The organism is Litchfieldella rifensis (genome assembly GCF_042646605.1).
Lineage (GTDB): Bacteria > Pseudomonadota > Gammaproteobacteria > Pseudomonadales > Halomonadaceae > Litchfieldella > Litchfieldella rifensis.
Window position 1 is genome coordinate 11,016 of the sequence record NZ_JBHRUG010000009.1, and the last position, 12,925, is coordinate 23,940.

The window sequence follows — 12,925 nt, forward strand, 5'->3', positions numbered from 1 at the left end:
GATTTTCCACCGGCCATCCAACCTCAGGGAGGTGAGTCATCGGGAGGTTCGAGCGCTCCGGACAGGAGGTCGGGGTGACGGGCGAACAGTTGTTCCTGAAGCGCGGCGATGGCTGAACCTTCCAGGTGCCGGGGGCGCTCCATGGGTACGCGATAGTCCAGCAGGATCCGGGCCGGTGGCGCGGACAGGAACAGCACGCGGTCGGCCAGCGCAAGCGCTTCGCGCAGGTCATGGGTCACGAACAGCACCAACGGTCGGTCGCGTTGCCACAACTCCAGCAGCGATTCGCGCAACCGGTTGCCGGTCGGCATGTCCAGCGAGACGAAAGGCTCGTCCATCAACAGTAGTCGGGGAGCGACCGCGAAGGCGCGCGCCAGGGCCACACGGCGCTGCATGCCACCCGAAAGCTGGTTGGGCCAGGTGTCGAGCGCATGGCCTAGCCCGACTTCCCGCAACAAGGCTCGTGCTCGTGCCCCTTCGGTTGCGGGGTCGGTCAACACCAGGCGGATATTGTCGAGGGCACTCAGCCAGGGCATCAGGCGCGGTTCCTGAAACATCATCCCCAGCCGCTCGGGGGACTGGCCACGCCGGTACAGAGGCGCGCCATTCCAGTGAATCGACCCCTCGAAGTGAGTGTCGAGCCCGCCGATCAGGTTCAACAGGGTGCTTTTCCCTACCCCCGAGGGACCGACCAGCGCCAGGAACTCGCCGCGCCGAGCGCTGAAGGCAAGCTCGCGAAGGATGATCGCCTCGCCGAAGCGTTTCTCGTGGACGCGAACCTCCAGGTCAGCCATCGCGCCACCTCGTCAGTCGGCTTTCCAGGGGGCGCATGATCAGCGCCTCGACCAGCAACACCACGGCGGCGAAGGCCAGGGTATAGGCCAGGATGCTGGTGATATCGAAGAACTGATAGTAGCTGTACAACTGGAAGCCGACGCCATTGCTGCGTCCGAGCAACTCCACCACCAGCACGATCTTCCAGATCAGTGCCAGGCCGCCGCGTGCCGCAGCCATCAGGTAGGGGTACAACTGGGGAAGGTAGACCTTCCACAGCTTGCGCCATGGCGGCAAACGATAGGCCTGGGCCACCGCCAGCAGACGCAGATCCACCGCGCGGGCCCCTTCCCGCACGGTGACCACGACGGTAGGAATCTTGTTCAACGCGACCGCGACGACCGCGGCGACATCGGTCAGCCCGAACCAGATGTAGCACAGGATGATGGTCACCAACGCCGGGATGTTCAGGCCCAGGATCAGCGCCCCATCCAGGGCGATGTCCAGTTGCCGGTAACGGCCCATGGCGATGCCGATGGCCGTGCCGATACTCATGGCCAGCACGAAACTCACCAACACCCGGGCCAGGGTGGTCGAGAGGTGAAAGGGCAACTCGCCACTCAGGCTATGCTGCCAGGCGCTGGCCAGCACCTGTTGAGGCGAGGGCAGTACCGGGGTGTCGGCGATCGACGCCACGATGGCCCAGAGCAGGATCAGGCCCAGCAACGAGGCGCCGCGTAGCAGCCAGTGATGGAACCTCATGGCAAGCGGAAACCATCCCAGAACACGTCCGTTGTCAGGCGTCGCACATTTCCCGTGAGGGTGCCACCCCCTTCCGAGGCCAGAACCTGGAACAGCCGCTGTGCGGCGGCGATTTCGGCGTCGCCATAGCGCTTGGGGATACCGGCACGATAGCCGGCCTTGAGCGCAGCGAACATGGGTTCGTTTTCCGGTTTGACGAGACCGCGCAATGGCTCCCAGGCTGTGTCATCGGCGGCGAGGATTGCCTTGGCCTGGTAGGTGGCCTCCAGGAAATGGCGTAACGCCTCGCCATTCTTTTCCGCCCAGTCCTCGGCGAAGACCCAGCCGAGCAGCGGTGGCACCGGGTCGATGCCGAGTTCTTCGAGCATCCGCTCGACGGTCACCAGCGGTTGCAGGCCCTGGGCCTCGAGTCGGGCGTTGTAGTGCCAGAAATTGACCGCCGCGGGCAAGCGGCCGTCGAGCATGAGCGCATTGATCATCGGCGGCGCGGCATAGGTCGGCTCGACGGCGGTCTCGAGATCCAGGCCGGCGACTTTCCGGGCATAGGCCCGTAGCAGGATCCAGGTTTTGTCGACCGGTCCACCGGCGATGCCCAGCTTATGGCCTCTCAGGTCCTCGACCTCGTCGATACCGGTCGACGGGTCGGCCATGACGGCGCCGACCGATAGTGAATAGGGGGCGAACTGGTAAGCGTGCCCGGTCTCCCGTTGGCGCGCGACCCATAGCCAGTCGGATACGATCAGGTCGACGCGACCCCCCTGCAAGGCGACGGCCAATGCATTCTCCGACGCCAGTGGCACCACCTCGAGCGCCACGCCATGGCGTTCCAGCAAGCGATGTGTCTTGACCACTTCCAGTTCCCAATTGACGGTGCCGAACTGCAGCACACCGACCCGCAACGTCTGCGCCTGGGCCGCCATGGCGCCGAACCAGCAAAGCACAAGCATGATGATGCCGGCCAGGTAGCGTCGGTAACGGCGTTGCGACCGGGTCGCTGCCAGCGATGGCGGGAGGCGGGGATAAGGCATGCAGCAGGCTCCGATATCGCTGGCCGGTCACCGAACGATGCGTGAGGCAGGTTAACCGGCGCGGTTCTTGTTGTGCCTCGAGTGTTGGAAGAGAACCTGCTATATCATTGATTTACGCCTTGCATCTTGCAAGGGGACGAAAGCATGAACTGTATTATTCGTTCGTATGCCGCTGGCCAATCCCGGAGAGACACAAGGCTTAATGGTGACGGTCGTCGTCCTTCACTTCATACTGCCCCTCCAGCACGTCCTGTTGCCGGCGATGCCCGTGGCCTTGCCGCGAATGAAAGCCGCTGCCGATGTCCTCGGCCTGCTGGGCGCGCATCTGCTCCATGCGCTTCTTCATGCGATAGCGCAGGAACGGCAGCATCGCCCAGCCGATCAGCAGGAAGAACAGCCCCAGCACGGTGCCGACGATCATCATCACGCCGAACAGCAGCCAGGTCAGGATCAGCTTGAAGCCATTCATGCCCTGCGAGGGGCGTGCCTGGGATGCCCGTTCCCGCCATTGCTGGGCTGCCCGCCAGGCGGCGTTGCGCTGTTGGTCGTGGCGTGGATCTGTCATTGTCTGTCGCTCCCCTGCCCGAGATCGTAACGGGCGTTGGTGTGCCTTCTCCGGCTGAGACATCGCTTGGCCGAAGCGAGTGCCCCTTGGAGCCTTCGGGTACGACTTGGTTCACGGAAGGTGGCGGGATCGCCGGGGGTTGCGACAATAGGTCGCTGTCTCGCGACATGTCCCGAGGCTCGGGGTGGGTATCCATGTTAGGCCGATGTATTGTGTATCACCACCTTGCTTGCGATGATTCCTGGCATCGAATGCAACCTGGAACGATCTGGCCACGTGGACAAGTTCGAGTTGAAACTGGACCAGGCGGCACGTGCGGCCTGGCTATCCTATGTCGGTGGACGCACCCAGGACGAGATCGCCAGCCAGCTCGGCGTATCGCGACCCGGTGTACAGCGTCTGCTGGCCCTGGCGCGCCAGGAAGGGCTGGTCAAGGTGCACATCGATCACCCGCTCTCCAACTGCATGGTGATGTCGGATGCCATCCTCCAGCGTTTCGGGCTGGAATTCTGCGATGTCGTCCCCGCCGACCCCGATGCCGCCGACAGCAGCGCCCATTACCTGGCCGTGGCTGGGGCCGAGCGGCTTTCCCGCTATCTGGATCGCTCCGAACCCTTGACCCTGTCACTGGGAACCGGGCGCTCGATACGTGCCATGGTGGAATCCTTGAGCCGGATCGACCGGCCCCAACACCGTTTCGTGTCGCTGGTCGGCAATGTCGCCCGCGATGGTTCCGCGAACCGCTACGACGGGGTCATGGTGCTGGCCGACAAGACCGGTGGGGAACGCTTCCTGCTGCCGGCGCCGGTGGTGGCCGGCTCGGTTGAGGAAAAGGAAGCCATGCTCGGCCAGCGACTGTTCCAGGCCATCGCCGAGGTCGCCAAGGAAGCCGAGGCAGCCTTCATCGGGGTGGGTCGCATCGACCGGCAGGCGACCCTGTTCCAGGATCACTTCATCAGCGAGGCGGAGCTCGACGAGTTGCTGAGCAGGGAGGCGGTTGGCGAGTTGCTGGGCTGGCCGTTGAACCGTGACGGCGAGGTCATCGAGTGCTCCATCACCCGCCGCGTCACCAGCCTGCCGCTGGAGATGTTTCGCGATCGGCTGCTGGTGGCCCTGGCCGGCGGTCGCGACAAGGGGCCGGCCATTCTCGCGGCCCTGCGCGGTGGCTGGCTCAAGGGCCTGGTCACTGACGAGCAAGCGGCACGCTATATCATCGATTCCGAGACTCCCTAGCGACGAGATCCTTCAAGGAATAGGCATAAAGTCTAATGCCCATTCCTTTGCTTTTTTGCGGCCTCTGTCCGATCATTTGATCGATCAATGAGTAAATTGATCAAAACAAGAATCCGGCTTTCTACAACAACGCCAAGTCCGAATACAGGGCAAGCCTCCAAAGGAGCCAACTGATGAAGCTCACAAGAGCACTCCCCCTTGCCGGCATCGCGGCCGTCGGCGCCACCGCTACGGCGGCCTATGCCGAAACCATCACCGTGGCCACGGTCAACAACAACGACATGGTCATCATGCAGAGCCTGACCGACGAATTCGAGGCGGCGCATCCGGATGTCGAACTGAATTGGGTGATTCTCGAGGAGAACGTGCTGCGTCAGCGCCTGACCACTGATATCGCCACCGGCGGCGGCCAGTTCGATGTGATGACCATCGGCACCTATGAGGTACCCATCTGGGCCGAACGCGACTGGCTGACGCCCCTCGACGACCTGCCTGAGGGCTACCAGGTCGACGACCTGCTCACGTCGGTCCGCGATGGCCTGAGCCAGAACGGCACCCTGCATGCGCTGCCGTTCTATGGCGAAAGCTCGATGATGTTCTATCGCCAGGATCTTTTCGACGCCGCCGGCATCGAGGTCCCCGAACAGCCGACTTGGGAAGAGGTGCGTGGCTGGGCCGAGAAGCTCCACAACCCCCAGGAACAGACCTACGGCATCTGCCTGCGTGGCAAGCCGGGCTGGGGGGAGAACATGGCGTTCGTCTCCACCCTGGTCAACACCTATGGCGGGCGTTGGTTCGACATGGACTGGAATCCTCAGCTCGATTCCGAGGCCTGGCAGGAAGCGATCAGCTTCTATGTCGACCTGCTGAACAATTACGGCCCTCCCGGCGCCACTTCCAACGGTTTCAACGAGAACCTGGCGCTGTTCTCGCGTGGCAATTGCGCCATCTGGGTCGATGCCACTTCGGCGGCAGGCAAGCTCTATGACACCAACGAGTCGCAGGTCGCCGACAAGCTGGGCTTCGCCCCGGCGCCGGTTGCTGAAACACCCAAGGGCTCGCATTGGCTGTGGTCTTGGGCCTTGGCCATACCGACCTCCTCGGAGAAGCAGGAAGCGGCCAAGACTTTCATCACCTGGGCGACCTCGCAGGAGTACGTCACGCTGGTCGGCGAGACCCAGGGCTGGACCAGCGTACCGCCGGGTACCCGGGAGTCCACCTACGCCAATGAGCAGTACCAGCAGGCGGCACCTTTCGCCGACTTCGTGCTCAATGCCATCCGCGACGCCGATCCCACCGACTCGACGCTGGAGCCCAGCCCCTATAAGGGCGTGCAGTTCGTGGGCATCCCCGAGTTCCAGTCGATCGGCACCCAGGTCGGCCAGATGGTGGCCTCGGCGTTGGCCGGGGACAACACGGTCGAACAGGCCCTGCAATCCGCGCAAATGGCCACTGAACGGACCATGAAACGCGCTGGCTACCTGGATTGATCCGACTCGCCTGGCCGGGGCATGCCCCCGGCCAGGCTCCCACCCTTCGCCAATCTTCGTGGGCAAGATCATGAACAATACAAGAGCTTCCGGGCGTACCGTCGGGGGTCTGCGTACCCTGTCGCTGCAAGCGCCCGCCGTCACCCTGCTGCTGTTGTGGATGCTGGTGCCCCTGGCCATGACCGTGTGGTTCTCGCTCCAGCGCTACAACCTGTTGATGCCTGGCATGACCGGTTTTGCCGGGCTGGAAAACTACGAATACCTGTTCACCGACCCGGCACTGTGGTCGGCCATGGGCACCACCCTGCTGATGGTCGGCTGGGTGCTGGTGATCACCGTGGTCGGCGGCACCCTGCTGGCGGTGCTCTTCCAGCAGGAGTTCCTGGGGCGGGGCATCGCACGGGTGTTGGCCATCTCACCGTTCTTCGTCATGCCCACCGTCAGTGCCCTGGTGTGGAAGAACATGATGATGCACCCCGCCAACGGGGTGTTGTCCTGGCTCGCCGAGCTGGTCGGGCTGCCGGCGCTGGACTGGTTCTCGTCGCTGCCGCTGACCTCGATCATCATCATCGTCTCCTGGCAATGGCTGCCGTTCGCACTGCTGATCCTGCTCACCGCCATGCAGTCGCTGGACGACGACCAGGTGGAGGCCGCGCGCATGGACGGGGCGGGCCCTATCGCGGTGTTCTTCTTCATCACCCTGCCGCACCTCAAGCGGGCGATCAGCGTGGTGATCATGATCGAGATGATCTTCCTGCTGACCATCTTCGCCGAGATCTTCGTCACCACCTCCGGTGGGCCGGGGCTGGCCACCACCAACCTGGCCTATCTGATCTATATCCGGGCGCTGCTCGACTTCGATGTCGGGACCGCCTCCGCAGGCGGGGTGATCGCCATCATCCTGGCCAATATCGTCGCCATCTTCCTGGTTCGGATGGTGGCCAAGAATCTGGAAAGCTAGCGCCGGGGAGCCTCTCATGACGACTGCAAGAAGCAAGCAACTCAGTGCTGCCCCGAGCGATGGACTGGCGTCCGTCGGGCGGGTGCAGAAAAAGCCGCTGATGACGGCCGCAAGCACCAGACAGCTGTGGCTGACGGTGCTGGGCTGGTCGATCGCCGGGGTGATCTTCTTTCCCATCTTCTGGATGGTCTTGACCGGGTTCAAGACCGAGGCGGCGGCCATCGCCGAACCCAGCCTGTTCTTCTCGCCGACCCTGGACAGCTATGCCACGGTGCAAGGGCGTGCGGATTACTTCAAGTTCGCCCTGAACAGCGTGGTTGTGTCCTTCGGCTCGACCCTGCTGGCACTGTTGATCGCCATCCCCTCGGCCTACTCCATGGCCTTCCTGCCCACCAAGCGGACCAAGGGCACCCTACTGTGGATGCTCTCCACCAAGATGCTGCCGCCGGTAGGGGTGCTGGTGCCGATCTACCTGCTGTTCCGCGACATCGGCCTGCTCGATACCCGCACCGGGCTGATCATCGTCTATACGCTGATGAACCTGCCGATCGTGGTATGGATGCTCTACACCTTCTTCAAGGATCTGCCCAAGGACATCCTCGAGGCGGGGCGCATGGATGGCGCCGGGACCCTGCAGGAGGTCTGGTACCTGCTGCTGCCGCTGACCCTGCCGGGCATCGCCTCCACCGGTCTGCTGGCGGTCATCCTGAGCTGGAACGAGGCCTTCTGGAGCCTCAACCTGACCTCCTCCCAGGCGGCACCGCTGACCGCCTATATTGCCTCCTTCTCGAGCCCCGAAGGGCTGTTCTGGGCCAAGCTCTCCGCCGCCTCGACCATGGCCATCGCGCCGATCCTGGTGTTCGGCTGGCTGACCCAGAAACAAATGGTCCGTGGTCTGACTTTCGGCGCGGTGAAATAGGCTTTCGACGATGCCGAACAGCCGAATGTCGGCTGGCGCTCTCGCATAAATACAGAAACAGATGGTTCGCGGCCTGACCTTCGGCGCCGTCAAATAACGAGGATTCCATCATGTCAACGCTTCAACTCAAACAGGTCGTCAAGAACTTCGACGATACCCAGGTCATCAAGGGAGTCGACCTGGATGTCAACGATCGGGAATTCGTGGTCTTCGTCGGTCCCTCCGGCTGCGGCAAGTCGACCCTGCTGCGCATCATCGCCGGGCTCGAGAGCGCTTCCTCCGGCGATGTGCTGGTCGATGGCAAGCGCATCAATGATATCGGCCCCGCCGAGCGTGGCCTGGCCATGGTGTTCCAGAGCTACGCGCTCTACCCGCACATGACCGTCGAGGACAACATGGGCTTCAGCCTGCGCCTGGCCGGGGTGCCCAAGGCCGAGCGCCGCGAGAAGGTCCGCGAGGCGGCACGCATCCTGCAGCTCGAGCCGCTGCTGGACCGCAAGCCCAAGGCCCTGTCCGGCGGCCAGCGCCAGCGCGTGGCGATCGGCCGCGCCATCGTGCGCAATCCCAGCATCTTCCTGTTCGACGAGCCGCTCTCCAACCTCGACGCGGCGCTGCGCGTGCAGATGCGCATCGAGCTGGCGCGCCTCCACGAGGAACTCGATGCCACCATGATCTACGTCACCCACGACCAGATCGAAGCCATGACCATGGCCGACAAGATCGTGGTGCTGCAGGGCGGGGTGGTCGAGCAGGTGGGCTCGCCGATGGAGCTCTATCACCACCCGCGCAACCGCTTCGTGGCCGGGTTCATCGGCTCGCCGAAGATGAACTTCCTCGATGTCCAGGTCGTCGAGACCGGTACCGAGGGTGTCAGCGTCCGCTTGCCCGGCGGCGCTGTCACCCGGGTGCCGGTGGAAGGTGAGGACCAGCATGCCGGCGCTTCATTGGAGCTGGGGATTCGCCCCGAGCACCTGATGCTCGACGACGAGGGGCCGCTGACGGGTGAGATCCAGGTCCTCGAGCGCCTGGGCGGCCAGACCTCGCTGTATGTCCAGATGGGCGAGCTGGTGGTCACCATCATGGCCGATGGCGATGTCGCACACCGTGTGCATGACAAGGTGCGCTTCGGCTTCGAACCGGGCCGCGCCCATCTCTTCGACAGCGACGGCCTGGCCTTGCCCAGTCTTGAGCAACACCCCCTGGCCAGCTTGCGCCGCCAGGACAACCGGATGTCCTCCGAAGCCAGCGACCACTGAAGGGAGCCTCCATGGAAACCCTGATCTTCGACTGCGATGGCGTGCTGGTGGACAGCGAGGCCATCGCCGAGGCCACTCTGATCCAACGCCTCGGCCAGTGGCTGCCGGACATCCATCCCGAAGAAGCGCTGCGTCAGGCACTGGGCATGACCACGGCCAACATCCTTGCCCATATCGAGCGCGGCAGCAGCCACCATCTGCCGGAGGATGCTCTGGAGCGCATCGATGACGAAATCGAGGCCCGTCTGGTCAGGGAACTGCGTGCCGTCGACGGCGTGGCCGAGGCCATCGCCACCCTGGGGGTGCCCCTGGCGGTGGTTTCCAACAGCCGCCGGCAGCGCGTCCTCGCCTCGCTGGCAACCACCGGACTGGATACCAGGCTGAATGGAGCGCCGGTGTTCACCGCCGACCAGGTCGCCCACCCCAAACCCGACCCGGCGGTCTACCGCCTGGCCGCCAGCCACCTGGGCTGTGCCCCCAGTGACTGCCTGGTAGTGGAGGACAGCGTCTCCGGTGTCACCGCCGCCCATGCCGCCGGCATGACGGTGATCGGCTTCACCGGCGCCAGCCATGTCGCGGCGGGACAGGGTGACCGACTGCTGGCGGCCGGTGCCTGGCGGGTGCTGCCGCATATGCGTGGCCTGAGGGAGCTGGTGCAGCACTGGCGAGAAACCCGCGAGCCGGCCGTCGACGACTGATCGCTCTAATGCCATCCAAACCATCGAACGACACACAGGACAACAGCATGAAACTGACAGACAAGGTTGCCGTGATCACCGGCGGCGCGCGGGGCATCGGCCTGGCCATCGCCGAACGCTATCTCGCTGAGGGTGCTCGGGTGGTGGTCGCCGATATCGACGCCGCCGCCATCGACGAGGCCGTGGCACAGCTCGCTGGCGACGAACGCGTCCGGGGCATCCGCCTCGATGTCTGCGACCGCGCTTCCGTGGATGCCCTGGTGCACGAGGTGACCCAGCGTTTCGGGGGGATCGATATCCTGGTCAACAACGCCGCGATCTTCGATATGGCGCCGGTGCTGGAGGTGACCGAGGCGAGTTTCGACAAGCAGTTTGCCGTCAATACCAAGGGGCTCTTCTTTACTCTCCAGGCGGTGGCAACGTCCATGGTCGAGCGCGGTCAGGGCGGCAAGATCATCAATGTGTCGTCGCAGGCCGGTCGCCGTGGCGAACCGCTGGTCAGTGTCTACTGCGCCAGCAAGGCGGCGGTGATCAGCCTGACCCAATCCTGGGGCCTGGCGCTGATCAAGCACGGCATCAACGTCAACGGCATCTCGCCGGGTGTGGTCGACACCCCGATGTGGGACGAGGTCGATGCGCTGTTCGCCCGCTACGAGAACCGGCCCCTTGGCGAAAAGAAACGCCTGGTCGGTGAAGCCGTGCCCTATGGGCGCATGGGGCGTCCCGAGGATCATGCCGGGGCCGCCGTGTTCCTCGCCTCCAGCGACAGCGACTACATGGTCGCCCAGACGCTGAACGTGGACGGCGGCAACTGGATGAGCTGAAAAAATGCCTGTGCGGGCGAATCGCTGCGTTGCGCGGTGCTGGTGCGCCAGCCCGGTCGGAATCCTCACATATACCCCATATGCTCCGGTTCCTGCGCTCCGTGCGCCTTGCGCTTCATCCCGCTCGGCGATTTTTTGCCCACGCGAGACATTGACGAGAGCAACAACAATGAACCCTAACATTCATGATATGGCAGTGCGCATTCTGGAGGCGGCGGGGAATCGTCAACGCTTCATCGTGGCCTTGGCGGGACCGCCCGGGGCAGGCAAGTCGTTTCTCTCGGAATGGCTGTGCCGGGAACTCAACGACCGCCAGCCTGGCATTGCCTCCGTGGTACCGATGGACGGCTATCACTTCGACAACGCCATCCTCGAGCCCCAGGGGCTGCTGCCGATCAAGGGGGCTCCCGAGACCTTCGACCCTGATGGCCTCAAGCACGATCTCGAGCGTATCCGCCGCGCCGATCGAGTCGTTGCCGTGCCGGTATTCGACCGTCCACTGGATTTGGCTCGTGCCAGTGGTCGTCTGATTACGTTGGAGCATCGCATCGTCATCGTCGAGGGCAATTACCTGCTGCTGGATCAAGACCCCTGGCCAGCACTACGTGAGCTGTTCGACATGACGCTGTTCCTCGAGGTGCCTGACGAAGTGCTCGAGGCGCGCCTGATCCAACGCTGGCTGGGAATGGGGCAGGACCAGCAGGGAGCCATGGAGCGTGCTCGTCACAAGGACATGCTCAATGCTCGCCTGATCAAGACGAGATCGGTCGAGCCCGATGTGATCTGGCGCTAGGGAAGAGCGAACTGAATACCCTTGCGGCGCCATTGCTTCATTGTGGACTGCACTGGGTCCGCTCGTCGCTTCAGTCAGCGACTCCTGAACACTCTGTTTTTTCTTAGTCATTTTTATTGCCGCTTGCGGCAAGGAGTGCCCTCATGACCGCTCTCAACAACGATAACCTGGACAAGCTCGATCCCAGGGTCGTCATTCCCGCATACGATCGTCGTAGCGTGACACCGGGAATCGTCCACTTCGGCGTCGGCGGCTTTCACCGTGCCCACCAGGCGATGACCCTGGACGACCTGATGAGCCGCGGCCAGGCACTGGACTGGGGCATCGTCGGCGTCGGCGTAATGCCGGGCGATCGTCGCATGCAGGAAGTGCTGGCCACCCAGGACCACCTCTACACCCTGGTGGTCAAGCATCCCGATGGCCGCTATGACGCTCGGGTGATCGGCTCGCTCGTCGATTACCGGTTCGCCCCGGACGACCCACAGGCAGTGATCGAGACGATGGCCGATCCGGCCATTCGCATCGTCTCGCTGACGGTCACCGAGGGCGGCTACAATTTCCATCCGGTGAGTGGCGAGTTCGACTTCGATAATGCCGACGTCCGCCACGACCTGGAACATCCGGAGGCGCCGAAGACCACCTTCGGGCTGATCACCGAGGCGCTCAAGCGCCGCTTCGAGCGAGGCATCCCGCCGTTTACGGTGATGTCCTGCGACAATATCCAGGGCAACGGCGAGGTCGCTCGCCACATGTTCACCGCCTTCGCCCGGCGCCGAGACGCCGAACTCGGGGCCCGGATCGAGGACGAGGTGCCGTTTCCCAACTCGATGGTCGATCGCATCACTCCAGTGACTGCCGGCACGGATATCGAGGAACTCGCCAGTCGCTTTGGCGTCGAGGATGCCTGGCCGGTGGTCTGCGAGCCCTTCACCCAGTGGGTGCTGGAGGATCGTTTCGCCGCCGGGCGCCCGGCCTTCGAGACGGTCGGCGTGCAGGTGGTCGACGACGTCGGCCCCTACGAGCTGATGAAGCTGCGGTTGCTCAACGCCAGCCACCAGGCGCTGTGCTACTTCGGTTATCTGGCCGGTTACCGTTACGCCCATGAGGTTTGCCAGGATCCGCTGTTCGTCGACTTCCTGCTCGACTACATGACCCTCGAGGGCTCCCCGACCCTGGCCCCGGTACCGGGGGTGGACCTCGAGGCATACCGCCACACACTGATCCAGCGTTTCGCCAATCCCGAAATCAAGGACACCCTGGCACGGCTGTGTGCCGAGAGCTCGGATCGCATCCCCAAGTGGCTGTTGCCGGTGATCCGCGAGCAGCTCGCCCGAGGCGGCGAGATCCAGCGTGCCGCCGCGGTGGTAGCGAGCTGGGCGCGCTACGCCGAGGGCGTCGACGAGCAGGGCAAGCCGATCGAGGTGGTCGATCGCCTCAAGGAGCAACTGATGACGATTGCCGCCGACAATCGCACCCGTCCCACCGCCTTTATCGACAACCGCGAGCTGTTCGGCGACCTGAGCGAAGAGGCACGCTTTCGTCGGGCTTATCTTGACGCGCTGGACAGCCTGCACCACAAGGGCGCGCGTGCCACCATCGAGGCCTTGGTCAGGTGCTAGGCT

General features: G+C 63.8%; 13 protein-coding genes. 9 read left to right on the forward strand and 4 right to left on the reverse strand.

From position 1 onward, the window contains the following. Positions 1-23: 23 nt before the first annotated feature. The 4 genes from ACFOEV_RS03535 to ACFOEV_RS03550 form a co-directional block, all read right to left on the reverse strand. A complete protein-coding gene (locus tag ACFOEV_RS03535; protein ID WP_386771663.1) occupies positions 24-794 on the reverse strand; it encodes an ABC transporter ATP-binding protein in 771 nt (256 codons plus the stop codon). Continuing rightward, positions 787-1,536 carry an ABC transporter permease gene (locus tag ACFOEV_RS03540; RefSeq protein ID WP_386771665.1) on the reverse strand — a complete coding sequence of 250 codons (750 nt, stop codon included), beginning with the start codon at positions 1,534-1,536 and terminating at the stop codon, positions 787-789. The genes ACFOEV_RS03535 and ACFOEV_RS03540 overlap by 8 nt, the downstream gene beginning before the upstream one ends. Next, positions 1,533-2,564, reverse strand: a complete 1,032-nt coding sequence (locus ACFOEV_RS03545; protein WP_386771667.1) for an ABC transporter substrate-binding protein — start codon at positions 2,562-2,564, stop codon at positions 1,533-1,535. The genes ACFOEV_RS03540 and ACFOEV_RS03545 overlap by 4 nt, the downstream gene beginning before the upstream one ends. A gap of 199 nt (positions 2,565-2,763) precedes the next feature. Beyond that, positions 2,764-3,129 (reverse strand): hypothetical protein, encoded by a 366-nt coding sequence (locus ACFOEV_RS03550; RefSeq protein WP_386771669.1) that lies wholly within the window; start codon positions 3,127-3,129, stop codon positions 2,764-2,766. A gap of 276 nt (positions 3,130-3,405) precedes the next feature. On the opposite strand from ACFOEV_RS03550, the gene ACFOEV_RS03555 reads away from it, so the two are divergent. From ACFOEV_RS03555 to ACFOEV_RS03595, 9 genes are all read left to right on the forward strand, one after another. Beyond that, positions 3,406-4,362, forward strand: a complete 957-nt coding sequence (locus ACFOEV_RS03555; protein ID WP_386771671.1) for a sugar-binding transcriptional regulator — start codon at positions 3,406-3,408, stop codon at positions 4,360-4,362. Between the two features lie 173 nt (positions 4,363-4,535). Beyond that, positions 4,536-5,852 carry an ABC transporter substrate-binding protein gene (locus ACFOEV_RS03560; RefSeq protein WP_386771673.1) on the forward strand — a complete coding sequence of 439 codons (1,317 nt, stop codon included), beginning with the start codon at positions 4,536-4,538 and terminating at the stop codon, positions 5,850-5,852. A 70-nt stretch (positions 5,853-5,922) separates the two neighbouring features. Then, complete coding sequence (locus ACFOEV_RS03565) at positions 5,923-6,813, forward strand: carbohydrate ABC transporter permease (protein WP_386771675.1); 891 nt, start codon at positions 5,923-5,925, stop codon at positions 6,811-6,813. A gap of 100 nt (positions 6,814-6,913) precedes the next feature. Continuing rightward, on the forward strand, positions 6,914-7,732 hold the full coding sequence (locus ACFOEV_RS03570; RefSeq protein ID WP_386771984.1) for a carbohydrate ABC transporter permease: 819 nt from the start codon (positions 6,914-6,916) through the stop codon (positions 7,730-7,732). Positions 7,733-7,842: 110 nt separating this feature from the next. Next, entirely contained in the window at positions 7,843-8,988 is a 1,146-nt protein-coding gene (locus tag ACFOEV_RS03575) for an ABC transporter ATP-binding protein (RefSeq protein WP_386771677.1), read from the forward strand. Between the two features lie 11 nt (positions 8,989-8,999). After that, positions 9,000-9,686 (forward strand): HAD family hydrolase, encoded by a 687-nt coding sequence (locus ACFOEV_RS03580; protein ID WP_386771679.1) that lies wholly within the window; start codon positions 9,000-9,002, stop codon positions 9,684-9,686. Between the two features lie 47 nt (positions 9,687-9,733). Continuing rightward, a complete protein-coding gene (locus ACFOEV_RS03585; protein WP_386771681.1) occupies positions 9,734-10,510 on the forward strand; it encodes an L-iditol 2-dehydrogenase in 777 nt (258 codons plus the stop codon). A 169-nt stretch (positions 10,511-10,679) separates the two neighbouring features. Further along, positions 10,680-11,303 carry a nucleoside triphosphate hydrolase gene (locus ACFOEV_RS03590; protein ID WP_386771683.1) on the forward strand — a complete coding sequence of 208 codons (624 nt, stop codon included), beginning with the start codon at positions 10,680-10,682 and terminating at the stop codon, positions 11,301-11,303. A gap of 143 nt (positions 11,304-11,446) precedes the next feature. Beyond that, positions 11,447-12,922, forward strand: a complete 1,476-nt coding sequence (locus tag ACFOEV_RS03595) for a mannitol dehydrogenase family protein (RefSeq protein WP_386771685.1) — start codon at positions 11,447-11,449, stop codon at positions 12,920-12,922. Positions 12,923-12,925: the final 3 nt, after the last annotated feature.